The sequence below is a fragment of the Actinomadura craniellae genome (genome assembly GCF_003289645.1).
Classification (GTDB): domain Bacteria; phylum Actinomycetota; class Actinomycetes; order Streptosporangiales; family Streptosporangiaceae; genus Actinomadura_D; species Actinomadura_D craniellae.
This window is the reverse complement of record NZ_QLYX01000003.1, coordinates 12,112-38,065: the sequence shown is the minus strand read 5'-3', so window position 1 is coordinate 38,065 and position 25,954 is coordinate 12,112. Positions and strand designations below refer to the sequence as shown.

Annotated in this window: 23 protein-coding genes; 8 read left to right on the top strand and 15 right to left on the bottom strand. The window is 74.0% G+C overall.

Annotation, left to right across the window (positions count from 1 at the left end; translation table 11 throughout):
- Nucleotides 1-11: 11 nt before the first annotated feature.
- A complete protein-coding gene (locus DPM19_RS06850) occupies nucleotides 12-407 on the bottom strand; it encodes a hypothetical protein (protein ID WP_233509946.1) in 396 nt (131 codons plus the stop codon).
- A 135-nt stretch (nucleotides 408-542) separates the two neighbouring features.
- On the opposite strand from DPM19_RS06850, the gene DPM19_RS35160 reads away from it, so the two are divergent.
- Together DPM19_RS35160 and DPM19_RS06845 are read left to right on the top strand one after the other, a co-directional pair.
- On the top strand, nucleotides 543-704 hold the full coding sequence (locus DPM19_RS35160; protein WP_158566714.1) for a hypothetical protein: 162 nt from the start codon (nucleotides 543-545) through the stop codon (nucleotides 702-704).
- 133 nt (nucleotides 705-837) lie between these two features.
- Nucleotides 838-1,593, top strand: a complete 756-nt coding sequence (locus DPM19_RS06845; RefSeq protein WP_111863979.1) for a class I SAM-dependent methyltransferase — start codon at nucleotides 838-840, stop codon at nucleotides 1,591-1,593.
- Between the two features lie 62 nt (nucleotides 1,594-1,655).
- Here the strand turns inward: DPM19_RS06845 and DPM19_RS06840 are convergent, their stop codons facing one another.
- The 4 genes from DPM19_RS06840 to pdxH form a co-directional block, all read right to left on the bottom strand.
- The gene (locus DPM19_RS06840; protein WP_111863978.1) at nucleotides 1,656-3,902 is read right to left on the bottom strand and encodes an ATP-binding SpoIIE family protein phosphatase; all 2,247 of its coding nucleotides are present in this window, start codon (nucleotides 3,900-3,902) and stop codon (nucleotides 1,656-1,658) included.
- Nucleotides 3,903-4,052: 150 nt separating this feature from the next.
- Nucleotides 4,053-4,754, bottom strand: coding sequence for a metal-dependent transcriptional regulator (locus tag DPM19_RS06835; protein ID WP_111863977.1), 702 nt, complete (start codon nucleotides 4,752-4,754; stop codon nucleotides 4,053-4,055).
- 148 nt (nucleotides 4,755-4,902) lie between these two features.
- Nucleotides 4,903-6,162, bottom strand: a complete 1,260-nt coding sequence (locus DPM19_RS06830; protein ID WP_233509945.1) for an MFS transporter — start codon at nucleotides 6,160-6,162, stop codon at nucleotides 4,903-4,905.
- Nucleotides 6,159-6,833: a pyridoxamine 5'-phosphate oxidase gene (gene pdxH / locus DPM19_RS06825; RefSeq protein ID WP_233509944.1), complete on the bottom strand. Its 675-nt coding sequence runs from the start codon at nucleotides 6,831-6,833 to the stop codon at nucleotides 6,159-6,161. The genes DPM19_RS06830 and pdxH overlap by 4 nt, the downstream gene beginning before the upstream one ends.
- A gap of 107 nt (nucleotides 6,834-6,940) precedes the next feature.
- On the opposite strand from pdxH, the gene DPM19_RS06820 reads away from it, so the two are divergent.
- On the top strand, nucleotides 6,941-8,050 hold the full coding sequence (locus DPM19_RS06820; RefSeq protein ID WP_111863975.1) for a citrate synthase 2: 1,110 nt from the start codon (nucleotides 6,941-6,943) through the stop codon (nucleotides 8,048-8,050).
- Nucleotides 8,051-8,180: 130 nt separating this feature from the next.
- Here DPM19_RS06820 and DPM19_RS06815 read toward each other — a convergent pair whose 3' ends face one another.
- On the bottom strand, nucleotides 8,181-10,940 hold the full coding sequence (locus tag DPM19_RS06815; protein WP_111863974.1) for an ABC transporter substrate-binding protein: 2,760 nt from the start codon (nucleotides 10,938-10,940) through the stop codon (nucleotides 8,181-8,183).
- A 58-nt stretch (nucleotides 10,941-10,998) separates the two neighbouring features.
- On the opposite strand from DPM19_RS06815, the gene DPM19_RS06810 reads away from it, so the two are divergent.
- From DPM19_RS06810 to DPM19_RS06795, 4 genes are all read left to right on the top strand, one after another.
- A complete protein-coding gene (locus DPM19_RS06810; protein WP_146778758.1) occupies nucleotides 10,999-11,292 on the top strand; it encodes a hypothetical protein in 294 nt (97 codons plus the stop codon).
- A gap of 10 nt (nucleotides 11,293-11,302) precedes the next feature.
- Entirely contained in the window at nucleotides 11,303-12,415 is a 1,113-nt protein-coding gene (serC, locus tag DPM19_RS06805; RefSeq protein ID WP_111863972.1) for a phosphoserine transaminase, read from the top strand.
- A 154-nt stretch (nucleotides 12,416-12,569) separates the two neighbouring features.
- Nucleotides 12,570-13,538, top strand: coding sequence for a hypothetical protein (locus DPM19_RS06800; protein ID WP_233509943.1), 969 nt, complete (start codon nucleotides 12,570-12,572; stop codon nucleotides 13,536-13,538).
- Nucleotides 13,539-13,617: 79 nt separating this feature from the next.
- On the top strand, nucleotides 13,618-15,534 hold the full coding sequence (locus DPM19_RS06795) for a hypothetical protein (RefSeq protein WP_111863971.1): 1,917 nt from the start codon (nucleotides 13,618-13,620) through the stop codon (nucleotides 15,532-15,534).
- Nucleotides 15,535-15,648: 114 nt separating this feature from the next.
- Here DPM19_RS06795 and thpR read toward each other — a convergent pair whose 3' ends face one another.
- The 5 genes from thpR to DPM19_RS06770 form a co-directional block, all read right to left on the bottom strand.
- Nucleotides 15,649-16,197, bottom strand: coding sequence for an RNA 2',3'-cyclic phosphodiesterase (gene thpR / locus DPM19_RS06790; protein ID WP_111863970.1), 549 nt, complete (start codon nucleotides 16,195-16,197; stop codon nucleotides 15,649-15,651).
- Nucleotides 16,198-16,308: 111 nt separating this feature from the next.
- The gene (locus DPM19_RS06785) at nucleotides 16,309-17,925 is read right to left on the bottom strand and encodes a TerD family protein (RefSeq protein ID WP_111863969.1); all 1,617 of its coding nucleotides are present in this window, start codon (nucleotides 17,923-17,925) and stop codon (nucleotides 16,309-16,311) included.
- A complete protein-coding gene (locus DPM19_RS06780) occupies nucleotides 17,925-18,494 on the bottom strand; it encodes a TerD family protein (RefSeq protein WP_111863968.1) in 570 nt (189 codons plus the stop codon). Before DPM19_RS06780 ends, DPM19_RS06785 begins: the two co-directional genes overlap by 1 nt.
- A 107-nt stretch (nucleotides 18,495-18,601) precedes the next feature.
- Nucleotides 18,602-19,864 carry an MFS transporter gene (locus DPM19_RS06775; protein ID WP_111863967.1) on the bottom strand — a complete coding sequence of 421 codons (1,263 nt, stop codon included), beginning with the start codon at nucleotides 19,862-19,864 and terminating at the stop codon, nucleotides 18,602-18,604.
- 35 nt (nucleotides 19,865-19,899) lie between these two features.
- Nucleotides 19,900-20,283: a MarR family winged helix-turn-helix transcriptional regulator gene (locus DPM19_RS06770; protein ID WP_325050199.1), complete on the bottom strand. Its 384-nt coding sequence runs from the start codon at nucleotides 20,281-20,283 to the stop codon at nucleotides 19,900-19,902.
- Between the two features lie 224 nt (nucleotides 20,284-20,507).
- On the opposite strand from DPM19_RS06770, the gene DPM19_RS06765 reads away from it, so the two are divergent.
- A complete protein-coding gene (locus tag DPM19_RS06765) occupies nucleotides 20,508-20,804 on the top strand; it encodes a DUF2530 domain-containing protein (protein WP_111863965.1) in 297 nt (98 codons plus the stop codon).
- A 33-nt stretch (nucleotides 20,805-20,837) separates the two neighbouring features.
- On the opposite strand, the gene DPM19_RS06760 is transcribed toward DPM19_RS06765, so the two are convergent.
- The 4 genes from DPM19_RS06760 to DPM19_RS06745 all read right to left on the bottom strand — a co-directional run bounded on the left by DPM19_RS06760 (nucleotide 20,838) and on the right by DPM19_RS06745 (nucleotide 25,877).
- Nucleotides 20,838-23,771 carry a sacsin N-terminal ATP-binding-like domain-containing protein gene (locus DPM19_RS06760; protein ID WP_233509942.1) on the bottom strand — a complete coding sequence of 978 codons (2,934 nt, stop codon included), beginning with the start codon at nucleotides 23,769-23,771 and terminating at the stop codon, nucleotides 20,838-20,840.
- A gap of 43 nt (nucleotides 23,772-23,814) precedes the next feature.
- Entirely contained in the window at nucleotides 23,815-24,639 is an 825-nt protein-coding gene (locus DPM19_RS06755) for a DUF3027 domain-containing protein (protein WP_111863964.1), read from the bottom strand.
- Between the two features lie 67 nt (nucleotides 24,640-24,706).
- Nucleotides 24,707-25,105: a cold-shock protein gene (locus tag DPM19_RS06750; protein ID WP_111863963.1), complete on the bottom strand. Its 399-nt coding sequence runs from the start codon at nucleotides 25,103-25,105 to the stop codon at nucleotides 24,707-24,709.
- 154 nt (nucleotides 25,106-25,259) lie between these two features.
- Nucleotides 25,260-25,877, bottom strand: coding sequence for an HAD family hydrolase (locus DPM19_RS06745; RefSeq protein WP_233509941.1), 618 nt, complete (start codon nucleotides 25,875-25,877; stop codon nucleotides 25,260-25,262).
- Between the last annotated feature and the right edge of the window lie 77 nt (nucleotides 25,878-25,954).

Sequence of the window (25,954 nt, the reverse complement as noted above, 5' to 3'; positions counted from 1 at the left end):
GACCCGGCGGATCAACGCAGGTCTTTGGCCACCTTCGCGGTGCCCAGCGCGGTGGCTCCGACCGCCGCACCGGTGATCCCGGCCACCGCCCGGAAGGGCAGCGAGCTCCGGCCCTTGAGCCCGGCGACGGTGTCGAGCGCGTCGACCACCAGGCCCAGCCGGGCCCAGGTCCGGCGGCCGGACTCCTTGCTGATCAGGTAGCCGGCGCCCAGCACGATCTCCCGGGCCGCGAACATCCGGGCCAACTGGTCGCGGCCCGGGTCGGCGCCCTGTCCCAGGCCGAGCAGCCGCGCGGTCACGGCCGGTGCCAGGAAGGACGCCGTGCCCAGGGCCACCCGGCTCCACGCCATCTGGATCATGAGATCGTCGATGCGGTCTCGCTGCTCTGCTGCACTCTGCTTCGCCACGTCCGAGAGCGTATAGCGGGAAAGATCAGGAAACGGCACCGGGTAAGTATTTACTGACAGGCTGCGCCGCGCGCCGGAACCCCGGGGCCCCGCGTAGGCTGTCGGCAGCGGCCCCGCCCCCGATCGAGGTGACGCATGTCAGAAGGGCTCATCACGCTCCTCGTCATCACCGTGCTGATCTTCGTCGCGCTACGCAAGGTCACCGAGCGACTGCGCATCCCCACGCCGACCTTCACCGCGGTCTTCATGGTCTTCGTCCTCGTCGCCCTGGCCATGTTCGGAAAAGAACTGCAATAGCGAAGAGGTCCGAACCTCCCGGCCCGTTGCGGAGTCTCATAGTTCTACAGGCCGGGTCCGCCGATCGGGGCGGCGCGCCCGGCCCGCGCGGCGGCGGCAGGGGGAGCGATCCCTCTCAGGAGGGAGACCAGGCATGCTCCACGGCACCGGTACCAAGATCCGGAACTCCGGCGGGCAGTCCACCCCTCATCTGGACCGGCTGATCGACTTCATCGAGCCCGAGGCCGGCGACACCTGCCTCGACCTCTCCCGCGACGGTGGAGCGCTGGCCGCGGCGCTCACCCCGCACGTCCACGCGCTGACCACCGCGGAAACCCCACCGAAGAGCGCCCCGGACGCCCCCGCCGCACCGCGCGTCCCCCCGCCCGCCGCCGCGGGCCGCACCCCGACCGTGCTGTTCACCGGGCCCACCGCCGCGTCCGGCCCCGCCACACCGCCCCACCGTGACGGCACGTTCACCCTGGTCACCGCCCGGTTCGCGCTGTACCGATCGGGCGACCCCGCCCGCACCCTGCCGGAGATGCTCCGGGTGCGCCGGCCCGGCGGCCGGCTGATCATCGCCGAGATCGTCCGGCCCGACATGACCGCCCGCGACCGCGGCCGGATCGAGCAGATGCGCGACCCCGAGCACCCGGGCGTCCTGTCGCTGTCGGCCCTCGTCGACCTCGCCACCGCCGCCGGGGCCACGGTGCGCCGGCTCGACATGTTCACCATCGAACGACCGCTGGACCCCTGGCTGGCCGAGGGCTGCGACCGGCGCGCCGCCGACGGCATCCGGCAGGCCCTGCTCGACGAGATCGACGGCGGCCCGCGCACCGGCGCCCGGCCGCGGGTGATCGGCGGCGAGCTCTGGTTCACCCAGTCATGGGCCCAACTGGCCGTGCACTGAGCCCGTCACCGCGGAAACTCCGGTCGAGCGCGCAACCGGCCGCGCCGCGCGCCGAACCCCCGTCACCGCAGGGGCAGCTCGAACCAGACGGCCTTGCCGTCGGTGGTGGGGCGGGCGCCCCACCGGGCGGCCAGCTGGTCGACCAGGTAGAGGCCGCGGCCGCCCTCGTCGGTCTCGCCGGCGCTGCGGATGCGGGGTAGCCGCAGGTCGGAGTCGAACACCTCGACCCACAGCGAGTCGCGGCCGCGCCGCAGCCGGAGCCGGAACTCCTTGACCGACGGTTCGCGGCGGCCCAGCCCGGCACCCGGCCCCCAGAGCCCGTCGTCGAAGTCGGCGAACTCCTCCAGGTCATCGAAGGCCCCGCCCGGGACGCCCTCCAGCACCAGCTCAGGACGCGGGCTGGGGCTGGCGGTGTGCAGCACCACATTGGTGACGATCTCGGAGATCAGCAGGCAGGCCAGCTCGGACTGCTCGTCGTGCACGTCCCAGGAGGCGAACGTCTCGGCGGCCAGCCGGCGCGCCTCCGAGACCATGATGGGCTCGGCCGGGAAGTCGCGCTGCGCGACCGGAAGCTCCTCCGGGGCGGTGCGGATCACCACGATCGCGACGTCGTCGTCGATGTCGCCGGGCACCGCCTCGTACGCCGCGCGGGCGATCGACTCGACATCGTCGCGGGCGGCCCCCGCCACCGCGTCCCGCAGCATCCGGCGGGACTCCTCACGGGTGTAGTACTCCCCGTTCTCCTTGGGCCGCCGGTCGATCAGCCCGTCGGTGTAGAGCACCAGCGTGGCGCCGGGCCGCAGCTCGCAGCTCTCCTCGTTGAACAGGATGTCGCCGCCCATCCCGGGGGCGCGGATGCCGAGCATGGCCCCCCGGCTGTCGTACTCCAGGTCGGAGACCTCGCCGTCGACGATCAGCAGGGCCGGCTCGTGGCCCGCGTTGGCGAAGGACAGCGTCCGCGACCAGGCGTCGTAGACGAAGTAGGTGCACGACACCAGCGGGGTGCGCCGCACCTCGTCGCCGTAGCGTGGCGGGTCGGGGCGCGTCATGGTGCGCACCCACTCGTCGAGCTTGCGCAGGATGTCGGCGGGCGGCTTGTCGTCCTGGGCGAAGGCCCGCAGCGCCGCGCGCAACTGGCCCATCACGGCCGCGGCCCGGGCACCGCGCCCCTCGACGTCGCCGATCACCAGCCCGACCCGGCCCGCCGACAGCGGGATGACGTCGTACCAGTCGCCGCCAACCTGGGTCTGTATGCCGTGGCCGTGCGATTCGAGCGGCTTGGCCGGCTCGTACCGCCAGGCGATCTGCAGCCCGTCCAGCCGGGGGGGTTGCTCGCCTGGCAGCAGGTTCTTCTGGAAGGCCAGCGCGGTCTCGCGCTCCTCCTCGAACAGCATCGCGTTGTCGACGGCCAGCGCCACCCGGCTGGCGATCGCGCCGACCAGGTCGCGGTCGAAGCCGTCGTAGTGCGGGTCGGGCCGCCTGCTGAGGTTGGACAGCGCCAGGCTCATCACGCCCAGCAGCTCGCCCCGGGCCAGCAGCGGCGCCGCGATCACCGAGGTGACGCCCATGTCGTCGCCGAGCCGCTGGCTGGGCTCGGTGGGGGCGGAGAAGCGATGCTTCACCACGTCCTCGACCAGCACGGCGTCCCGGCGGTCCATCGCCTTGGCGCAGAAGTGGTCGGGCGGGTAGGAGACCTGCTCTCCCACGTCGGCCCAGGTGCCGGGCGGCGGGGTCCATCCGGCGGCGTGCCGGGACACCCGCCGGACCAGCCGCTCGCCGTTGAACAGGTCGATGAAGCAGTGGTCGGCGAACTGCGGGACCAGGGTCTCGGACATCTGCCGCAGGGTGATCTCCAGCTCCAGCGAGCCGGCCAGCCGCTCACCGATCCGCTCCAGCAGGCCGTACCGGTCCTGGTCGCGCTGGTTGCTGCGCAGCGCCTCACGGGAGAAGATCACGATGCCGTCGATCGAGCCGGAGGGCAGCCGCAGCGGCACGGCGTGCGCCCGGGTGTAGACCATGCTGCCGTCGGCGCGCTGGCTGCAGAAGGTGCCCTCCCACACCCCGCCCTTGAGGACGTGCCGCGCCAGTTCGGTGGCCTGCTCGCGGTCTTCCTCGGCGATGCCCAGCGACAGGATCGAGTGGCCGACGAAGTCGTCTTCGGCGGCGAAGCCGAACAGTTCCTGGGCGAACAGGTTGCGGTAGATGACGTTGCTGAAGCGGTCGCAGACGATGACCGCCATCTCCATCTGGTTCAGGACCGTCTCGGGCGGCAGGCTCGCCTCGAACGCGGGTTCCCCCCAGTTCCTCATCCGCCCGATCCCATCCACCGCACCGGGCCACGCCCGATCGTCGTAGACACCCCTCCCGTATTCAACGACGAACCGGCCCTCCGGACGCGGGGACGTGACCCCTCAGTGCGGAGATCTTCGGTACAGACCGGGGGGACCAAGAGGAGGTCGTCAACGTTTCGACACGAAGACGTGTTCCGCGAGACGGCGTGGAAGCTCCGTCGCGGGGGAATCTGTCTCGTCGTCACACGTAACTCGCACACCGTCGTCGCTCGGCGCGAGCGTCACCTCGCGTCCCGGTTGGATTCCGACCTGCTTGAGTGTAAGCATCAGATCGCTGTCTTTCTGCACCTGCTCGCTGATCCGGCGGACCACGGCCGGAGTGCCAGGTGATGTCGCGATCTCACTCATGGAACTGAGCGGGCCGGCCTCCTCATCTTCGCCGTGCCCACCGAGTTCGTCGAGACCCGGAATCGGATTGCCGTGCGGGCAGTGCGTCGGGTTGTCGAGCAGGGCCACCAGCCGGCGCTCGACCTCCTCGGACATCACGTGCTCCCACCGGCACGCCTCGATGTGGACGTCCTCCCAGGGCAGCCCGATCACGTGGATCAGCAGGCACTCGGCCAGCCGGTGCTTGCGCATGACCCGGGTGGCCAGGTCGCGGCCGGGGTCGGTCAGTTCCAGGTGCCGGTCGCCCTCGACGCGGAGCAGCCCGTCGCGTTCCATCCGGGCCACGGTCTGGCTCACCGTCGGACCGCTCTGGGACAGCCGTTCGGCGATGCGCGCACGAAGGGGAACGATCCCCTCCTCTTCGAGCTCGAAGACCGTGCGGAGATACATCTCCGTGGTGTCGATCAGGCCGTGTGAGGTCAAAGCTCCCTCCAGTCTCGCTTTCCGAGTCTACTTCCTCGGGACGCTCGGCACTGGCGACCACGCGTATCGGTGTGATACCTGATGGACCCCGGGTACGCGTCAACACATCATGGCCGATACTTCTTCCCGCGGGTGGCGGTTCGGGAGTTCAGGGCTTGCCGGGTCCGGCCGTCCGGGTGTCGTAGCGCAGCAGCGCCGGGACGCACAGCGCGACCACCACCACAAGAATCGCGCAGGCCAGCCCGCCGCCCACCCAGGACACGGTCGCCCCCGTCACAGCGGCGGTCGCCCCGGCCCGCAGGTCGCCCAGCCGCGGCCCGCCCGCCACGACCACCACGAAGACGCCCTGCAGCCGGCCGCGCATCTCGTCGGGCGCGTACGTCTGGAGCATCGACTGGCGGAACACCGCCGAGACCAGGTCGGCCGCGCCGGCGACCGCCAGCAGGGCCACCGCCAGCCACAGGCTGTGCGCGAGCCCGGCGGCGGCGACCGCCAGCCCCCAGATCACGATCGAGCCGACCAGCGCCACCCCCTGCCGGTGCACCCGCCCGATCCAGCCGGAGAGCACGCCGCCCGCCACCCCGCCGATCGCGATGGCGGCGAACAGCCAGCCGACCGCCTCCCCGCCGCCGTACTGGGTCTCGGCCAGTTCGGGGAAGAGCGCCCGGGGCATCGCCACGCCCATCGCGATGATGTCGACGACGAACGACATCATCAGCACGGGCTGGGTGGCCAGGTAGCGCAGCCCCTCGAACACCGAGCGCAGCCCGGGCCGGCCCGTCGTCCCCCCCAGCGGCGGGACCGGCGGCAGCCGCAGCGCCGCGTACAGGCCGACGGTGAACAGCACGGCGTCCAGCGCGTAGGCCACCGAGTAGTCCCAGCGGGCCAGCACCACCCCGGCCAGCAGCGGGCCGGCCAGGATGCCGACCTGGCTGGCGGTGTAGGTGAGGGTGTTGGCGGCGGCGACCTGCTCCTTCTCGATCAGCCGGGGAATGATCGCGCCCCGGGTCGGCGAGGAGATGGCGAACCCGGTGGCCTGGATCGCCACCACGGCCATGATCAGCGGGAGGTTGTGCAGGCCCAGCAGCGCCTGGACGAGCAGCAGCAGCGTCGAGACCCACGCCACCCACGACGCCACGAGCAGCAGGCGGCGGCGGTCCATGTGGTCGGCGACCGCGCCGCCCCAGAGCCCGAAGACGATCAGCGGCACCAGGTTGACCACGCCCAGCATGCCGACCCACAGCGACGAGCGGGTCATGTCGTAGACCTGGACCGGCACCGCCACCGCGGTGATCTGGAAGCCGATGAAGGAGACCCCCTGGCCGATCCAGAGCCGCCGGAACGCGGGGTGGGCCAGCGGACGGGGGTCGATCGCCAGCCGGCGCCAGCGCGGGGGAGCGAGCGTCAAGGAGAGAGCCTTTCGATCGTCCAGCCACGCCCCTCCCGGCGGTAGCGCAGCCGGTCGTGCAGCCGGTCGGGCCGGCCCTGCCAGAACTCGACCGTCTCCGGCACGACGAGGAACCCGCCCCAGAAGTCCGGCAGCGGGATGCCGTCCGGGTCCGGCCACCGCTCGGCCGCCGCGGCGTACTGGTCCACCAGTTCGTCCCGTGCGGCGATCACCGCCGACTGGCGCTCGCTGGCCCACGCGCCCAGCCGGGAGCCGGGCGGGCGGGACCGGAAGTAGGCGGCGGACTCCTCCCGGCTCAGCGGCGTGACCTCGCCGTTCACCACCACCTGGCGGGACAGCTGGTGCCAGGGGAAGACCAGTGCCGCTCGCGGGTTGGCCGCCAGGTCCCGTCCCTTGCGGGAGGTGTGGTTGGTGAAGAAACGGAAGCCGTCCGGCCCGTGCCCCTTGAGGAGGACGGTCCGCGCGCTCGGCACGCCGTCCGGCGTGGCCGTCGCGAGCACCATGGCGTTCGGCTCGGGCAGGCCGGCCCCGACGGCGTCGATGAACCACTCGCTGAACTGGGAGAACGGTTCGGCGGGGAGCGCCGACTCGGACAGACCGGCACCCTCGTAAGATCGGCGAAACCCGGCCGAATCGGACGTAGGTCGCTGCACAGTGACGAAGCCTCTCACCTGGGCATTGTCAGTATCACAGGGGCCTGGGTACTCAGCGGTAACGGGGACAGGGTTCAATGAACAACACCGCCTTATCACCCTGCGGACGAAAGGCAGGACGTATCATGTCCGACTTCAAACCCGGGCTTGAGGGCGTGGTCGCCTTCGAAACCGAGATCGCGGAACCGGACAAGGAGGGTGGGGCCCTCCGTTACCGGGGGGTCGACATCGAAGACCTCGTCGGCCGCGTCTCCTTCGGCGACGCCTGGGGACTGCTCGTCGACGACAGCTTCGACCCGGGCCTGGCCCCGGCGGAGCCGCACGTGCTGCCGGTCAACTCCGGTGACGTGCGCGTCGACGTGCAGAGCGCGCTCCCGATCCTGGCGCCCTCCTACGGGATGCGTCCCCTGCTCGACATCAGCGACGAGGAGGCCCGCGCCGACCTGGCCCGCGTCTCCGTGACGGCGCTGTCGTTCGTCGCGCAGTCCGCGCGCGGGGTGGGGCTGCCGATGGTGTCGCAGCAGCGCATCAACGAGGGCCGGACCATCACCGAGCGTTTCATGATCCGCTGGCGTGGCGAGCCCGACCCGCAGCACGTCAAGGCGATCGACGCGTACTGGGTGTCCGCGGCCGAGCACGGCATGAACGCCTCCACCTTCACCGCCCGGGTGATCGCCTCCACCGGGGCCGACGTGGCCGCCGCCATCTCCGGCGCGATCGGCGCGATGTCCGGCCCGCTGCACGGCGGCGCCCCCGCCCGGGTGCTCCCGATGATCGAGCGCGTCGAGCAGATCGGCGACGCCCGCAAGGTCGTGACCGACATCCTCGACGAGGGCGGCCGGCTGATGGGCTTCGGCCACCGCGTCTACCGCGCCGAGGACCCCCGCGCCCGGGTGCTCCGCCGCACCGCCCGGGAGCTGGGCGCCCCCCGCTTCGAGGCCGCCAAGGCCCTGGAGGACGCCGCGCTGGCCGAGCTGCGCGAGCGCCGCCCCGACCGCCCCATCGAGACCAACGTCGAGTTCTGGGCCGCGGTCATGCTCGACTTCGCCGAGGTCCCCCCGGCGATGATGCCCGCCATGTTCACCTGCGGCCGGACGGCCGGGTGGGCGGCGCACATCCTGGAGCAGAAGAAGACCGGCCGGCTGGTCCGCCCCAGCGCCCGGTACACCGGCCCGGGCACCCGCCCCCTCACCGACGTCGCCGGTGCCGACGCCGTCCTCAAGCGCGGCGTTTGAGCCGACCGAGCGAGCGGAGTGGACCGTGAGGGACGAGCGGTTCGCGTAGCGAGCAAGGAGGCGAGGACGCTGGCAAGCAGGGCTTGAGCCGCGCCCTCCGGCCCCCGGCGCCCGCCGGGGGCCTTCGCGTTCACCCCTGCCGGGGCGGGCAGCCCTGCTCGTGCGGCTGCGCGTCGATCAGCCGGCCGCAGACGGCGTCGACCACCAGCCGGCCGTCCGGCTGCACCGCCGCCAGCAGCACCGGCTTGTCCGCGACGTCGTGGCCGTTCGCCCGGCCGCGGAAGCGCAGCACGCCGCTGGCGCCCTGCTCGGGCGGGCCGCTCGGTGGCTCCATCAGCGTGGCCAGCACCGCCGGCGCGGTCGGCTCGCCGCTGAGCTGGAGGACCGTGCCGATGACCGTCCGGCCGGCGTCGTAGGCCAGCGCGGCGTGGGTGAGGGACGGCCGCGTGTTGGCCGGCGCCGCCCGGCCCACCAGGCGGTCGACCATCGGCGCGAACTCCGAGTAGAAGCGCGGCGCGGGCTGGTCGGCCACCCATTTCTCCACGAACGCCTCGCGGGCCGCCAGCGGGGTGAAGAACAGCCGGATGCGGGTGTTGCGCCCGATCTCCGCTCCGTTGTCGCTGACGTACTTGGTGACCTCGTCGCCGCCCAGCACCACCCGCCGGCCGCCGCCGCAGGTGGTGGCCGACAGCGCCGTGATGAACGCGTCGAACTCGTCGGAGCGGCCCGCGTAGTAGAAGACGTCGGCGGGCCGGGGCTCCCCGCATGCCTGCCGGACCCGGACGGCCACGTCGGCGGGGGCGGTCGAGGGCCGCATCCGCACGGCGTTCCGGCCGAACGCGGCGCGGAAGTCCTCGGCCAGGTTCCGGCTGTAGAGGTCGTCGGGGCTGGCGTCGTAGAACACCTCGGCGCTGGTCGCGCGGGCGCCGGTCCGGCCCGTCCTGGCCCAGTGCGCGGCGTGCACGGCGAGCCGCCGGTTGGGTGGGGCCAGCCGGAAGTAGTACGGCGAGTAGTCGGACTGGCCGGGGCGCCAGGCCGTCTGGTCGTAGGTGTTGGTGGTCCCGATCATCGGTAGCGCCGCCCGGGTCAGCACCTCGATGGCCGCCGAGGTCTCCCGGCGGCTCTGGCCGAACCCGACCACCGCCACCACCGAGCGGTCCGCGGCCGCCCGCGCCCGGATCTCCTCGGCGACCCGCGTCGCGTACCGGAACCGCGATCCGGCGTTGGCCAGCAGTACCCGCACCGAGGGCCCGACCCGGGCCCGGTTGTGCTGCTCCTGCGCGATCGCGAGGCCGACGAGCTCGCCGTGCGTGCCCGCCTGGAGGTCGGCCTGCCCGCTGGGCGAGCGGGGGTCCAGGGTCATCGCGCCCAGGTAGATCACCGTGACGTATTGCCGGCCCGACCGGATCACCTCGTCGTTGCGCTGCTCGATGTACTTCTCCACCGCCGACAGCCGGGGCTCGCTGAAGACGTGCGAGCCGTCGGTGATGCCGATGCACTCGCCGTTGGGCGCCTTCCAGACCGAGTGCGGGTCGCAGAACCGGACACCCTCGTAGACGATCACCGCCAGCGAGGCGACCAGGATCGCCGACATCGCCAGCCAGGGCACGAAGGGGTGTGCGGGCAGCGGGACGCGCCGGGGCCGGTACACCGGGTCGGTGCCCGAGCCGTCGCCGGCCGACACGTCCGCCTGGAGCACCCGGCGCGGGCCGAACACCGCGACCCGCCGCCGGTCGGCCTGGTAGGCGTCCCAGGCGGCGGCGACCCCCGCCAGGTCGGCCGGCTCGTCCGTGGCGACCGGTACCCGGACGTTGCGGGCCAGTTCGGCGGCCTGCGCCTGGGAGCCCACCCCGACCACGAGCAGCAGCGGGTCGAAGCGCTCGGTGTCCCGGCGGACGCGCTCCACCCGCCGGACGAAGGTCCGAGCGCTGTGGTCCTCAGGCAGGGCGTCGATGACCACGACCGGATGGCGCACCCGCGCCCAGGTGGCCCGGCGCCAGTCGCGCCGGTACGCCTGCCGCAGGTCCTCCAGGAAGGCGTTGACCAGCAGCAGTTCGAGCTCTTCGTCGGAGTTCCGCTCGGGGCGGAAGAACACGTCCAGCGCGAAGCCCGGCAGGTCGGTCCCGGCGCCGCCCACCCAGGACTGGTGGCGGAACCAGCGGTACCGCCACCAGCCGACCCGGCCCCGGGTCCGCCGCACCACCTCGCCGACCAGGAACGACAGCCCGAACCCGGCGGCCAGCCCGGCCGCGGCCAGGTCGATGGTGCTTGCCGCGGTAGCGCTGAGCAGTGCCACCAGCGCCACCCCGATGGGCAGCAGCTGCTCCACGTAGGTCAGGATCGAGGCGAGCCGGCCCTGCCCGCCGGGCTCGGCCGCGGGCAGCACCAGTTGCCGGCGCCGCCGGATCCCGCCCGCCAGCAGGGCCCGCCGGGCCTTCGCGCCGGACGCGGCGGTCAGCTGGGCGGCGAGCTGCCAGTTGCGGCGGGCCGAGTCCGACGCGAGGCCGTCGGCGCTCTCCCCGGCCGCCTGCCGCAGCCGCATCCGGCGCAGTTCCAGGAACCACAGCGCCAGGCTGAGCAGCGGGAACCGCAGGGCGGGCTCGAACCTGGGCTTGGCGTCGGCCAGTTCCCGGCTGATGTGCCGCAGCAGCAGCGGGACGTCCTCCAGCGGGTCGCCCGCCTGGACGTGGCTGCAGGGGCCGGTGACCTCTCGGCACCGCTCGACCAGCTGGTGGGTCACGCTCCGGTTGTCGCGGGCCGAGCCGATCGTTACCAGCAGTGGCCGCAACCGGTCACCCGTGCGGCGCGGCGGGCGCTCCCGCATCCGCTCGAAGACCCCGAGCAGGGCTTCGAGCCTGGCCTCGGACTGCGCCTCGCCGCTGGAGCCCACGCCGCCCTCCCGTTCAGTTGATCTGGTCCATACAACACCCAATCGACATCATGGGAGCGTGTCGGACGAAACAGACGCCGAGGAGTTGCGGCGCTACGAGGAAGCCCGGCAGGCACGGGCCCGGCGGCGCGACGCGCTCGCCCGGCGCGCCGTCGGCTGGATCATGGCGGCGGCCCTGGCGCTGCTGGCCTACGACTCGGCCGCGGCTGCGCTGGCGGACCACCGCGCGGGACGGTCGTGGGCATACCCGGCGGTACTGGCGCTGGGCTGCGCGGTCGCCGCCGCCACACTCGTGTTCCGGCTGGTCCGACACCGGGTGACCCGCGGGAGAACCACCCCCGGGGTTGACTAGGCTGTAGCGAGTGACTGACATCGTCATCCCCGCAGAGATCAAGCCAGCCGACGGCCGCTTCGGATGCGGCCCGTCGAAGGTCCGTCCCGAGCAGCTTTCCGCCCTGGCCGAGTCCGGCGCGAAATACCTGGGAACCTCCCACCGGCAGGCGCCGGTGAAGTCCCTGGTCCGCCGGGTCCGCGAGGGACTGGGCGAGCTGTTCTCGCTGCCCGACGGCTACCAGGTCCTGCTCAGCAACGGCGGCACCACCGCCTTCTGGGACATCGCCGCGTTCGGGCTCGTCCGGGAGAAGTCCCAGCACCTGGTGTTCGGCGAGTTCTCCAGCAAGTTCGCCAAGGTCACCAAGGGCGCGCCCTGGCTGGCCGACCCGTCGGTGATCTCCGCCGACCCCGGCACCCACCCGCTGCCGGCCGCCGAGGACAGCGTCGACGTCTACGCGCTCACCCACAACGAGACCTCCACCGGCGTCGCCATGCCGATCAACCGGGTCGGCGGCGCCGATTCCCTGGTGCTGGTCGACGCGACGTCGGGCGCCGGCGGCCTGCCGGTCGACGTCGCGCAGACCGACGTCTACTACTTCGCGCCGCAGAAGTGCTTCGCCTCCGACGGCGGGCTCTGGGTCGCCCTGGCGTCCCCGGCCGCGCTGGCCCGGATCGACGAGATCGCCGCGTCCGGCAGGTACGTGCCCGAGTTCTTCAGCCTGCCGACGGTCGTCGACAACTCCGCCAAGGACCAGACCTACAACACCCCGGCGGTCGGCACCCTGCTGATGTTCGCCGAGCAGGTCGAGTGGATGAACGCCCAGGGCGGCCTGGCCTGGACCACCGCGCGCACCGCCGACTCGTCCCACCGGCTCTACGCCTGGGCCGAGAAGTCGCAGTTCGCCACCCCGTTCGTGGCCGACCCGGCCCAGCGCTCCCAGGTGGTCGGCACGATCGACTTCGACGACGCGGTGGACGCCGCGGCGGTGGCGAAGACGCTGCGGGCCAACGGCATCGTCGACACCGAGCCGTACCGCAAGCTCGGCCGCAACCAGTTGCGGATCGGCATGTTCCCGGCCATCGACCCGGCCGACGTCGAGGCGCTGACCCAGTGCGTCGACCACGTCGTCGAGCGGCTCTGAGCACCGGGTGCGGGCGTCCGGCCCGGGCGCCCGCACCGAACGCATAGGCTGCGAGTGTGAACCGCTCCCCCCAGTGGCTGCTGCCCACCGTGCTGACCGCGCTGATACTGGCCGTGGTCGTCGGTGCGCTGCTCAACTGAGCGGGAGGAGCGGGGTGTACCGCCGGATCGGGGCCCTGACGGGGGTCTGCTGCCTGCTGACGGGTTCCGCCGCGCCGGCGCTGGCCGGCACGGGCAAGCCGCCCGTCGCCTTCACCATCACCGACCCCCGGATCACCGAGTCCAGCGGGCTGGCGGCGAGCCTGCGGCACCGCGGCGTCGTCTACACGCACAACGACTCGGGCGCCGGGGCCCGGATCTTCGCCGTCGGCCCCGACGGCCGGACCCGGGCCGTGCTCACCCTGGCGGGCGCCGCCGCCCGTGACTGGGAGGGGATCGCGCTCGGCCCGGACGAGCGGGGCAGGCCGTCCCTGTACGTCGGCGACATCGGCGACAACCTGGGCGGGGTCTGGCCGTACATCACCGTCTACCGGGTGCCCGAGCCCGCCCGGCTGCGCGACATGACGCTGCGCCCCACCACGTTCCGGCTGCGGTACGCCGACGGGCCGCGCAACGCCGAAGCGCTGCTGGTCCATCCGGGCACCGGGCGGTTGTACGTCGCCAGCAAGCTGTTCGGCGGGGCGCTGTACCGGGGGCCCGCCCGGCTGCGCAGCGACCGGACCAACACGTTGACCAAGGTCGGTTCCGCCCCGTCCATGGCCACCGACGGCGCGTTCTCCCCCGACGGGCGGACGTTCACCCTCCGCACCTACTTCTCGGCGCACGTCTTCGCCGCCCCCGACAAGCTCCTCCGGGTGGTGTGGCTGCCGGGCCAGCAACAGGGTGAATCGATCACCTACACGCCGGACGGCCGGTCGCTGCTGATCGGCTCGGAGGGGGCCGGGCAACCCGTCTACCGGGTGGCGCTGCCCGCGGAGGCGCTGCCCCCGCGGCCCTCGCCGTCCAGCGTGGCGGCCCCGGCCGACCCGGCGCTGCGGGACACCGACGGCCGGCGGAACGCCCTCTTCATCGCGCTCGCCGTCGGCGCCGCCCTCGCCTACGCCGTGTTCCGCCGGCGGGCATGACCGGGCGGGTCACACGGTTGATTCCGACGAACAGAAGAAGGCGGAGCGAAACGCTGATTTCGTGTGAGGATCTGTAGTCGTGGACCATGAGCTCGTCGGGTCGTCCGGTGATGATTCCCGGCCGGCCGGCCGCCGGCGCCCCGCGGCGGGCGGACCGTTCGCGCTGCTGACCCTGCTGGTCGCGCTGCTACCGATCCGGCCGGTCTGGCTGTGGGCCGCGCTGGTCGCCGCGGCGGCGGCCGCCCCCTGGGCGCTGGGCGCGCTGCGCGGTCGCCGGCCCCGACCGTACTGGCGGCTGTCGGCGGCGGGCCTGGAACGCGTCGGCCCCGGCGGGACGGTGCTGACCCGGTACGAGCGGTCCCGGATCGTCGAACTGGCACTGACCGTCGACGACGGCGCCCTCATCGTGTTCCACAAGTTCGGCCGGGTGTCGCTGGGGAAACTCACCCGGCTGGGTTTCGACCCGGCGTCCTTCTTCGTGACCGCCCGCCGGCTCGGCATCCCGATCCACGTGCTCACCGGCGACGCCGCCGGCACCGAGGACGGCACCCCGCCGCCCGACCGCGCCGCCGAGCGCCGCCTGCTCGACCTGGAGGCCGACCTGCTGGCCGCCGCGCACACGCTGGAACCGGCCCCGGCCGGCCCGGGCGCTCCTGTGGAACTGGCGTCCATGCCCACCGAGCCGAGCCCCGGACGGGTCGCCGCGCTGGGCGTCCTGGCCGGGCTGCTAGCCGGTATCGGCCTCGTCCGGGCGGCGCTGACCGGGCCGCTCGACCTCGCCGACCGGATCACCGCGGGCTGCTGGGCGGCGGCCGGGCTGCTGGTGGTGCTGCTGACCCAGCGCTGGCTGGCCCGCCACACCCCGGTGCGCTGGACGATCGGCCCGGACGCGGTGCGCATCCGGTACGGCCGGGCCGACGGCCCCTCCCTGCGGTCCGTCGAGACGGCCGCCCTGGTGGTCGGATCCGACCCGCTGGGCGGGCGGGACCCGGCGATCACGCTGGCCTTCGACCACCGGCTGCGGCTGCTGGCCCGGCTGCCGGCGCGCGGTCTCGACCCGTTCCAGCTCGCGCACGCCCTGGACGAGCGCGGTTACCGGGTGGTCTCCCCCGACGTGCGGGTGCCGCGCCCCTCGGCGTACGGCCTCGACGAACTGCCCGAGATCTTCGCCCAGGTGCCGGGCGGCCGGCTCACGGTGGACGGCGAGGGGCTGGGCTGGGCTGACGGCGCGGGCGACGTGGTGCTGCGGATGCCCGACGACCGGATCGGCGGCCTGGAACTGCTCACCATCTCCGGGCACGCCTGGCTGCGGGTGTACGACTCCGACGGCGACGAGTTCTTCGCCGCACCGCTGTCGGCACTGCGGATCTCCCGTACCGACCTGCGCGACTCCGCCCGGCGGGCCGGGCTGCCGGTGACCGACGCGGAGTACGACGCCTACCTCAGCGCCGCGTTCCACGGCGCGGTCTCCGCGCTGTCCGCCGACCCGCCGCCGCCCGACCCGGCGCCGCCCGGCGACTCCGGGGTGACGCTGGACGCGACCCGCCGCTCCCGGCTGCTGGCGTATGCGGCGACCGTCCTGCTGTGCGAGGTCGTGGCGGTGCTCGGCGCGCTCTGGCTGGGCGACGACCTCGGCGGCTTCGGCACCACCCTGGCCTGGGCCGCGCCGCTGGGTCTGCTCGTCGGGCTGGCCGGGTCCTGGCGCTACGACCGCGACCGCGACCGGCTGCGCGTCTCGGCGGCCGAGATCGCGGTGGTGACCGGCCGGGGCCGGGTGGCGTGGCGGCAGGCGCGTTCCGGGGTCGGCGGGGTCGGCATCGACGACTCCCAGGAGGGCCCGCCCCGGCTGGTGGTGTGGAGCCCCGCCGGCCGGGTGCTGCGCCGGGTGTCCCTGCCCCCCGACCTGGGCGAGCTGCGCCGCGTCTGCGAGCGCTACGGCCTGCCCTGGGGCCCGCCGGACGCCCACCGCCCCGCGTCCCCGCCACCCGAGCTGTAGGCCGGATCAGCCGGACCCGGCGACTTCCCGGGCATCGAGCCGTAAGCGAGATCGGCCGCGCGGCGGCTTCCCGGGCACCCGGACCACGAGCCGCACCGGGCCTCGGGAGCGAGGTCAGCCCAGCGGCCAGGACCGGACGTACTCGTAGCGGACCTGCGCCCCCAGGTGGCTGCGCACCAGATGGAGCGTGTCGGCGGCCCAGGGGGCGCCGGCGAAGGCGGCCAGTTCCTCGGTGAGCGGCCGCAGGTCGGTGGGGCGCCGGCTGCGGGCCAGGGTGAGGTGCGGCCGGAAGCCCCGGTGATGGTCCGCCGGCGACCCGGCACGGCTGCCCGCCGCGCTGCACGAGGCGGCGAGTCGGGCCAGCGCCCGGCGGTCGCCGTACACCCCCGTCCACAGCACCCGGGCATGCACCCCGGACGGGAAGGCCCCGGCCCCCGCCAGCGACAGCCCCATCGGCGCGTACCGCCCCGCCGCCCGTTCGAGCCGGGGCAGCAGCCGCTCCAGGGTGGTCTCGTCGATCTCCCCGAAGAACGCCACCGTGACGTGCATCAGCTCGCGCCGCTCCCACCGCAGCTCCGGATGAACGGCGCGCAGCGGCCGGACGGCCCCCGCCAGCTCGTCGAGCGCCGCCACGGACGGCAGCAGCGCCGCGAACAGCCTCATATGACGTTCCGGTGGGCCACCCTCAGAGCCTTTCAGCCCACACCCCGCTTGTCACTTCGCCCCTGGCCAGTGACGCTTCTCTGCGTGTCAAGTGGTGGGTGGGCGGTGGGGTCAGCCGTGGGAGGCGATGGCGCGGACGTGGGCGGCGAGGACATGGGCGAGCAGGGCGGGGGCCCGGGTGCCCGCGCCGGCGTCCGGCAGCAGGTCGGGGGTGAGGGTCCACTCGGTGCCGACCCAGTTGTCGACGATCGGGCCCTCGCCCGCCGGCAGGGTGTTGCACATCTGGCGCAGCCGCATCGACCGGACGGACTCGGTCGCCCGGCTGTCGGTCTCGACCAGCATCACCGGCACGCCGACCGTGGGGCCGTCCTCCACCAGGCGGAGCAGCTGGTGCGACTCCTCGCCGTCCAGCGCGGCCCCCGCGTCGAGGATCACCACCAGCCGGACCGGCGGGCCCCCGGCCAGGGTGGCGGGCAGCTCGTCCTCGCTGCCGCCGATCCGGCGCAGGTCGACCAGGTCGAGCAGGCCGCGCACCCGCTGTTCGGCGGCCGGGCCGATGGCCAGCCCGCCGCCGAGCAGGGCCTGCGTGGTGGCCTGGTCGAAGCCGTTCACCCAGCCCGCGCCCGACAGGCCGGCCGCGTCGATGACCTCCAGCCCGACCAGCCCGGGCGGGACGGCGGCCAGGAACCGGGTGACCAGCGACCACGCGTACGCCGCGGCGTCGCCCGGCAGCGGGCCCTGCGAGATCCACACCCCGCGCCGCCACGGCACCCGCAGCACCAGCGGCACGTGCAGCTCGGGCATCTCCGGGGTGGTCAGCCGGCCCAGCAGCACCCCGTCGGCCAGGTCGGTGCGGGGCTGCCAGGTCAGCCAGGACGCCTCGGTGAACGGCGCGACCTCGGGGGTGAGTCGGGGCTCCTGCCGGGTGAGCTCGTCGCGCAGCTGCGCGGCGTCACCGGACAGGCGGGAGGTCGCGGCGTCCATCAGCTCCTGGTAGCGGCCGCGCGGCACCCGGCCGGCGACCTCGTCGTTGCGGATGTTCAGCGCGTGCTCGGTGGACGAGCGGAAGGCCGCCAGCGACCGGCTGGCGTCCTCCCAGATCAGCCAGGCGCGTTCGAGGAACCCGACCTCCCGGCCGCCCGGACCGGAGGGGTGCGGCTCGGTGGGCTGCCCGGGGATCGGGCCGGTGGCGCCGACCGGCGGCGGGGGCGGGGCGGCCGTTTCCGCGTCGCCCGGGTCGTCGACCTCGACGCCGTGCGCGACGACCAGTTCGGCCAGGCCGCCCGCGTACCCCTGGCCGAGGGCGCGGACCTTCCAGGCCCCGGCACGCCGGTACAGCTCCAGGCCGAGCAGCGCCTTCTCCGGGCCGAGCTCGTCGACGGTGAACGTCACGAGCGGGGCGCCGTCGGCTCCGGTGAGCAGCAGCCGGGGCGGCGGGACCGCCCCGAACGACATGCGCCCGACGAGGCTGACCACGATCAGCACCGCTTGGACGTCGGCCGGGACCTGGGTCAGATCGATGTCGATCCGCTGGCCGCCGGCCGGGTCGGACCAGCGCGCCCCCGGCCCTTCGGGGGCGTTGAAGAACACCAGGTCCGCGTCGGACCGCACGCGCATGTCGGCGGCCACCAGCAGGGCGCTCACGTCGACCGGTACGGCGCAGGAGGCCGTGGCGACGAGACGATGTACGGCGAGCGGCGCGTTCGCGCCGCGGACCAGGTCGTTCATCAGGCGTGCTGGGCGATCACCGGGAGCATGTCCTGGAAGGTACGGCCGTGGCACGGCTCGCCGATGGCGTTCATCTTCCAGCCGGCCGGGTTCCGGTAGAGCTTGGCCATCACCATCGCCGTGTGGGCGCCGCCCCCGGTCAGGGTGTAGCGGGCCAGCTCGGCGTTGTCGCGCTCGTTGACGACCCGGCAGAAGGCGTTCTCGACCTCGTTGAACGTCTGGCCGTTGAACGAGCTGACGGTGAAGACCAGCGAGGTCACGTGCACCGGCAGCCGGGAGAGGTCGACGATCACCGACTCGTCGTCACCGTCGCCGGCCCCGGTCAGGTTGTCGCCGGTGTGCCGGACCGAGCCGTCGTCGCTGGTCAGCTTGCCGAAGAAGACCACGTCCGCGATCTGCCCGTCGGCGAACAGCACGCACGAGGCGTCCAGGTCGATCTCCTGCTCGCGGGAGCCGAAGAAGCCCCGCTTCTTCACGGCGTCCCAGCCGAGCCCCATCCGTACCAGTTGCAGCGCGTCGCCGGGCTTCTCCAGCGAGATCCGCTGGCCCTTCACCATCGACACGGTCACGGCCGTCGCCTCCTCAGTCGTCGTCGCGCCCCCCACGGACGCCCGGCAGCCGCCCGTCCTGCGGACCCGGGCGAGAAGCCCGGGCGAGGTCAGGCATGCAAAGCCTGTCAGCCGACGTGCCGGATTGTCATCCCATTCTCGGACGAAGCGCGCCGGAACGGGTTCCGGAGGGTACTGATGATCGTCTCACGAGGCACTGACAAAGCGATGACGGTGAGCGTGGTGAGGGTGGCCACCGCGCCCCCGAGCACGATGCTCAGCCGGGGGCCGAACGTCTCCGCCAGCCAGCCCACCAGCGGTGCGCCCACCGGGTTGGTCCCCAGGAACACGAACATGTAGAGCCCCATCACCCGCCCGCGCATCTCGGGCGCGACGGAGAGCTGCATGGTGGCGTTGGCCGCGGTGGTGAAGGTCATCAGCGTGATGCCGGTGGGCACCAGCACGATCAGGAACGACCAGAACGTGGGCATCAGCCCGGTGACCATCTCCAGCACGCCGAATCCCGCCGCAGCGCCGTACAGCAGCCGCCGGGTCGGCCGGACGCGCCGGGCCGCGAGCAGCGCCCCGGCCAGCGCGCCCACCGCGAGCATCGTCGAGGCGAGGCCGAACGAGGAGGCCCCGGCGCCGAAGACCTCGCGGGCCACCAGCGCGGTGGTGATCTGGAAGTTCATGCCGAACATCGCCACGAAGCCGACCAGCACGAGCACCGTCACCAGGTCGCGGCGTCCCCGGACGTAGCGCAGCCCCTCGCGCAGCTGTCCCTTGCCCCGCGGCACCCGTTCGGCCGGGTTCAGCTCGGCCTCGCGCATGGCCGCCAGCCCGAGCAGCACGGCGCCGAAGGAGGCGGCGTTGAGCAGGAAGACGGGCCCGGTGCCGATCAGCGCGATGAGCACTCCGGCGATCGCCGGGCCGACGATCCGGGCGCCGTTGAAGGTGGCGCTGTTGAGCGCGATGGCGTTGGGCAGTTCCCGGGGGCCGACCATCTCCACCGCGAACGCCTGCCGGGTGGGGTTGTCGACCACCGTGGCCAGGCCCAGGCCGAACGCCAGCAGGTACACGTGCCAGACCTGTGCCGTGCCGGTGAGCGCGAGTACGCCGAGCACCAGGGCCAGCGTCCCCATCGCCACCTGGGTGACCGCCAGCACCCGGCGCTTGGGATAGCGGTCGGCGATCACGCCGCCCCAGAGCCCGAACAGCAGCAGCGGCAGGAACTGCAGGCCGGTGGTGATGCCGAGCGCGGTGCCGCTGCCGTGGGTCAGGTCCAGGACGAGCCAGTCCTGGGCGATGCGCTGCATCCAGGTGCCGGTGTTGGAGACCACCTGTCCGGCGGCGAACAGCCGGTAGTTGCGCACCCGCAGCGAGCGGAACATGCCGCCGGGGCCCTGCTCATCGCGGGCCCCGGCCGTTACGCCTTGCTCAGTTTGTCCAGGATCGGCGCCGCCTGCTCCAGGATCGCCCGCTCCTGCGAGGTCAGCTCCGCCAGCCGCTGGGACAGCCACGCCTCCTTGCGGGCCCGTTCCTCCCGCATCAGGGTGCGGCCGCGGTCGGTCACCCGGACCACCACCTGGCGGCCGTCCGTCGGGTGCGGGCTCCGCTCGACCAGCCGTTCCAGTTCCAGTGCGGTGATCACCCGGGTCATCGACGGGGGCTGCACCTTCTCGTGGTCGGCGAGTTCCCTCGGGGTCATCTCGTGGTGTCGTTCGATCGCGGCCAGCGCGGCGAACTGGGTGATCGTGAGCCGGTGGTTCCCTTGGCGGCGGAGCCGTCGGCCCAGGCGCGCGATCGACATGCGCAGCTCCTCCGCGAGGGACTGCGCGCTGTGGTCTGTGGTCTTCGGTGTGGGCATGGCCGTTCTCGAAAGTCATTACTCTTGCTAACGATACGCGGGCGTTCCGCATTCCGTCCACAAGGGGAGACTTCGGCCTCCTCCGCTCACTCGCCGGGGTGTTCGGGGCATCGTCCCACGAAGGGCGGGCCCGCTCCGGTCGCGGGCGGGTGGCCTAGCCTGGAGACATGCCCCGACAACGACGCCCCGACCCCCCGCCGCTGGAGACCGACGACGTCCGGATCTCCGCCGTCGGCACCGCCGCCTGGCTCGTCGCGCTGGTCGTCCTGCTGATCGTCGGCATGTCCGAGGATCGGCGCTGGTGGCTGTGGGTCTGCGTCACCGGCGCGTGCATCGGCGCGTTCGGGGTGCTCTACATCCCCCGGCTGCAGCGCAGCCGGGCCGAGGCCACCCGCCGGCACGTGGCCGCAACCGGCCACCCCACCGAGCTCCCCGTCCCGGACGAGCGGTCCGACCGCTCCTGACGGCGGCGGGCACGCTCCGTCCCGGCCCCGGGCTCACAGGTCCAGGTCGGCCTCGGCGAGCAGGTCCGGCAGCGCGCCGGGGTCGCGCAGCACGGCCGCCACCAGCAGCCGGTCCGGCCAGCGCCCGGTCACCCAGGCCAGCCCGCGAGCCAGCCCCTCGGCACCGCTCGCATGCACCGTCCCGCCCACGGCCCGCCAGCCCGCCGTGACACCGTCGACGACCAGCGGGTCGTGCGCCACGTAGGTCCCGGGCGCGTCCGGCAGCACGGCGCGCACCACCGGCGGCACGGGCCGCTCGACGCCCCGCGACACCACCTCGCCCGGCACCTCGTCGCTCGCCAGCTGCAGGTCGAGCGCGTCCGCCAGCTCCTCCGACCGGTCGTACGCCGCCAAAACCAGCGGCTGGCCGGCCAGCAGCGGCAGCAGGTCCGGGCGGTCCAGCACCAGCGCGTCCGCCGCCGCGACCACCTCGGGCGCGCCGTCCACGACCGCCCGGACCCGCTCGGGCGGCCGGAGGGGATCGGCTCCGGGGGGACGGTCGGTGAGCGCCGTCCACAGCTCGCGCAGCCGGTCCCGGGAGACCGTCCGATCGGGATCGGCCAGCCGGGCCAGCAGCTCGGCGGCCCCACCCGGCTCGGCCAGCAGCTCGGCCGCCGACGCGCGCACCCCCAGCGCCCGCAGGAACTCCGGATCCAGCCCGCCGGGCGCGACGTCGTACAGCCCGGCCAGTTCCCGGGCCGCGGCGAACCGCAACTCGGCGGGACGCCGGCCGGCCAGCACCGGTTCCCGCGCCAGCCACCAGGCGGTATAGGACGGGACGGGCGCCCGGCGGCCGCCGGCGGTCAGCACCCCGGCCGGCTCCACCACGGCGGCGCGCACCGGCGGCACGGCCAGCAGGGCCAGCGCGGCGGGCCAGTCGGCCACCAGCTCCAGGTCACGCACGGCGGTGAACTCGGGCAGCAGCGGCGGGACGTCCTGGCCGGGCAGCCGGGCGAGCACGTCCTCGGCCCACTCCTCCCCGCCGTCGAGGTCGAAGGCGCCGTCCGTCAGGTCCGCCACGGAGACCTCGTGCTCGCGGACCAGCGCGAACCCCCGCAGCACCCCGGCGGCCACCAGGGCGTCCGCCCCGTGCCGCTCGACCAGATCGGCCGCGACCACCCCGAACGGGGAGTCGTCCCCCATCACCGGGCGCAGGGGGCTGTCGGGCAGCAGCAGCTCGCCCGCCGGGTAGAGCTCCCCGTCGTCGCCCGGCAGGGCCAGTTCGGCGAGCCAGGGCAGCTCGCCCGGGTCCAGGCCGGCCGCGGCCACCAGGTCGAGCACGGCGTGCGCGATCGGCTCGGGCTCCTCGGCGTCGTAGGAGCCGGTCACGGCGGCCCGCACCGCCGGGTCGGCGAGCACCGCGCGCGGGCCGGCGGGCACCGCGCCCAGGCGCGCCAGCAGCGGGTGCGCCGCCTGCGGATGCACGAACCGCAGCCCCAGCGCGTCGTGGTCGGCCGGGTCCACGCCCTCGGTGCCGACCAGCAGCCCGCGCGGCCCCCGCACCAGCCGCCCGTCGGCCAGCGGGACGGGCAGCGCCCCCAGCGCGTCGGTCCGCGCCCCCGCCAGCGCCTCGTACAGCCGGTGCCACCAGCCGGGCGGGCGTTCCAGGCCGGCCAGCGCGTCCACCAGGTCCGCGAGCTCCAGCCGGCGCACGCCCAGCGCGGCCAGCGCCGGGTGCCGCACCGGCCACCCGGCGGGCAGCAGCCCCGGCAGGACGCTTCCGGCCAGCAGGTCCACGGCCGCGGCGGGCGCGTCCACCGCCACGGTGTCCGGCCCCCGGAACAGCGCGGACGTCCCGTCGGGCGCCGCGATCGGCAGCAGGGGGACGCCGGGCAGCCGGTCGAGGACGGCGCGCCGGATCCGGGCGTCGAGCTCGCCCGCGGCGACCGGGCCGGGCACCAGGTCGAGCAGGCCGGGCTCCGGCGGCACCGCGCGCAGCAGTTCGACGTACGCCTCGGCGGCGCGCTCGACCAGGAACCCGGTGAGCGGCCCCGGCGCCACGTGCCGCCGGTCCGGCGCCAACGGGAAGGACGCGATCAGCAGCGCGGGCAGGTCCAGCGGCTCGTCGCTGGGGGTCGGCGCGTGCAGGACGGCCGCCGCCCGGCCCGGCACGTCCGGCAACGCCCAGCGCAGCCGCCAGTACGGCCGGGCGCGTTCCTCGGTCGGCCGGTCGGCCAGCAGCTCGGCGGGGATCTCCCCGTGCGCCTCGACGGTCCGCCACCGCACCCCGTCGATCACCACCGTCCCGGACGGCGCGTCGGGCTCGGCCTCCAGGGTGCGGACGGCGCCGTCGAGTTCGACGTCCACCCGGGCGAGGGCGGGCAGGGCGAGGAGCAGCGCCGGGCCGGTCTCGGCGAGCTGCCGCCGGACGAGGTCCGCGGCGGCGGGATCGCGCAGCGGCAGCCGGACGACCGTCTCGAACTCCGCGCCGAGCTCGCCCGGCCGGGGCGGGTCGGGGAGGGCGAAGGGCAGCCGGAGCACCGGCACGTGGAAGCCCCGGTGGTCCAGTTCCCCGGCCAGCGAGGGCAGCCCGGCGGCGAGTTCCCGGGTGCGCCGGGCCGACCAGCCGACCCCGGTGCCCGAGCGGGTGCCGATCGCGGGCTCGTCGCTCACCGCGACCACCGCGGCGAACCCCACCCCGAACCGGCCCGCCGCGGCGGCGTCGCCGCGCTTGGCGGAGGCCCGCAGGCTGGACAGCGCGGCCACGCCGGCGGCGTCCAGCGGCGCCCCGGTGTTGGCCGCGAGCAGCACCCCGTCGCGCAGCGCCAGGCGCAGCCGGCCGGGCACGCCCGCCGCCGCGGCGGCGTCGGCCGCGTTCTGCGCCAGTTCGACGATCACCCGGTCGCGGTAGCCGCCGAGCGCGTGGTCCTCCTCGGCGTTGGCGTCCTCGCGGAACCGGGCCGGCGACTCGGCCCAGGCGCGCAGCACCCGCTCGCGCAGCGCCGCGGCCTCGAAGGGGTCGTGCTCGCGGTCAGCTATGGCCGAGCGCCTCTTCGTCTTCCTCGGAGATCGAGGCCGCCGGGATGAGGTCGTACCCCAGCTCGTCGACGATGGGCTCGGAGGTCTCGACCGGCGGCGGCACGACCACGGCCTCCGAATGCGCCCCGCAGCCATGATCGACCGAGACGATCTTGCCGTCGTCGGGTGCGTACTCGTTGGCGCAGGCCCCGAAGACCCGCCGGAACGCCCCCGCCAGTGGCACGAAGAACCCACAGGTGGCGCACTGTGCCGGCGCGGCGGTCGCGATCGGCGCGTGCGGCCCGGAGGTGCCCTCGTACCACCGGGCGGCGGCCTCGTCGCGGCCCTCGGCCGACAGCACCCGGGCCCGGCCCAACCCCAGCTCCCACTGGGCCTGGTGGTCGGTCGCGTCACTGATCTGGGTCAGCCCCGGGGCCAGCCGGGGGTCGTCGGAGGCGGTCGGCAGCAGGTCACCCGGGCCGAGATCACCGGGACGCAGCCGCTCCAGCCAGGGCACCCACTCGGGCGGGCGCAGCGCGCTCTCACCGGGCAGCAGCACGCACTCGCACACCGTCACCAGCTTGGCCCGGGCGGCCCGGGCGACGGTGACGGCCCAGTGCCAGCCCTGGTAGGCGGGGTCGAGGCAGGTGAAGAAGTGGGTGACCACCCGGTCGGCCTCGCTCTGCAGGCCGAGGTGCTCACCGACGTTCCCGGGGCCGGCCGTCTCCTCGGCGGCCTCCCGGGCCAGGTCGATCGCCTCCGCGCAGGCCTGATCGACCGCGGGAGTGCGGGTCCGGCGGGCGGGCCGCGCCGGACTGGACTGACGAACTGCGCTCACGCTCCCGATTCTCCACCATGAAGAAGCATGGACAAGCACATCGAGATCACGCTCGGGGTGACCTCCCTCAGCCACCGTGCAGGTCGTCGGCGACCGCCCGCAGCACCGTCGCGATCTTCTTGGCCTCCGTGGGCGCCGGGTGTTTGCCCCGCCGGTAGGTGGTGGAGATGCCGTCGAGCAACTTGATGAGATCTTCGACGATCAGCACCATCTCGTCGGGCTTCTTCCGCCGGGCCCGGGCGGCCGTTTTCTCCACCGAGGGCGGGGTCTCCAGAACGCGCACCGAGAGGGCCTGCTGGCCCCGGCGGCCTTCGACGACACCGAATTCCACCCGTTGCCCGGACTTCAGCGCGGCGACTCCGCTCGGCAGGGCGGAGGAATGCACGAACACCTCACCACCGTCGTCGCGGGTGAGGAAGCCGAATCCCTTGTCAGTGTCGTACCACTTGACCTTGCCAGTGGGCACAGGTGACCTCGTCTAGCTCTCGAATAATTGCCCTCAAGCGTAGTGGCTGCGCCCCAAAACGGGGAACACGGGAGCGTTGTCCGTAGGCCCGATTTCGGGCGGTACGGGGCGCGTCCACCACCCCGTCCGGACAATCCCGTTCACTCGCCCCAGTTCAGGCGGCGCGGTGGCCGGCGAGCCAGCCGGGAAAGGCGAGCAGGTCGGCCAGCACCACATCGGCGCCGTAGGCCTGCAGCGCCGCCGCGTCGTACGGTCCGGTGGCGACCCCGACGCTGAGCGCACCCCCGGCCCGGGCCGCGTCCACGTCCGCGGTGTGGTCACCGACATATGCGGCGGCGGCGTGATCGCGCAGCGCGCGGCCCTTCTCGGCGCCGAACAGCGCCCCGACGACGACATCCACGGGCAGGCCGAGGAAGCGCACGGTGCGCTCGGCGTCCCGCTGGTTCTTGGCGGTGACGACCATGACGCGCCCGCCCGCGGCCCGGACCTCGTCGACGGCCCGGACGGCGCCGGGCATCGCGACGGTCTCGGGTACGGCGATGCCGGCGTACAGCTCCCGGTAGCGCGCGGCCATGGCCGGTATCTCGGCGGCCGGGTACCAGTAGGCGAGCTCCGTCTCCAGCGGGGGGCCGAGCCGGGCCACCACGGCCGCGGTGTCGATGAAGACCCCGGTTTCGGCGGAGAGCACCGTGAAGACGGCGGCGATGCCGCGCCGGGTGTCGGCAAGGGTGAGGTCGAGATCGAATCCCACGGTGAAAGCCTGGTCCGCCACGACCCACAGGGTAGAGGTGGGGCCGGCGCGCACAGGCCCGCGCCCCCCTGGCAGTGGCGATGCGACGGGATCCGAAA

Coding starts and splice junctions, on each gene's coding strand:
- DPM19_RS35160 (WP_158566714.1), top strand. CDS start 543: ATGTCAGAAGGGCTCATCACGCTCCTCGTCATCACCGTGCTGATCTTC.
- DPM19_RS06845 (WP_111863979.1), top strand. CDS start 838: ATGCTCCACGGCACCGGTACCAAGATCCGGAACTCCGGCGGGCAGTCC.
- DPM19_RS06840 (WP_111863978.1), bottom strand. CDS start 3,902: ATGAGGAACTGGGGGGAACCCGCGTTCGAGGCGAGCCTGCCGCCCGAG.
- DPM19_RS06820 (WP_111863975.1), top strand. CDS start 6,941: ATGTCCGACTTCAAACCCGGGCTTGAGGGCGTGGTCGCCTTCGAAACC.
- thpR (WP_111863970.1), bottom strand. CDS start 16,197: ATGAGGCTGTTCGCGGCGCTGCTGCCGTCCGTGGCGGCGCTCGACGAG.
- DPM19_RS06785 (WP_111863969.1), bottom strand. CDS start 17,925: ATGAACGACCTGGTCCGCGGCGCGAACGCGCCGCTCGCCGTACATCGT.
- DPM19_RS06775 (WP_111863967.1), bottom strand. CDS start 19,864: ATGTTCCGCTCGCTGCGGGTGCGCAACTACCGGCTGTTCGCCGCCGGA.
- DPM19_RS06770 (WP_325050199.1), bottom strand. CDS start 20,283: ATGTCGATCGCGCGCCTGGGCCGACGGCTCCGCCGCCAAGGGAACCAC.
- DPM19_RS06765 (WP_111863965.1), top strand. CDS start 20,508: ATGCCCCGACAACGACGCCCCGACCCCCCGCCGCTGGAGACCGACGAC.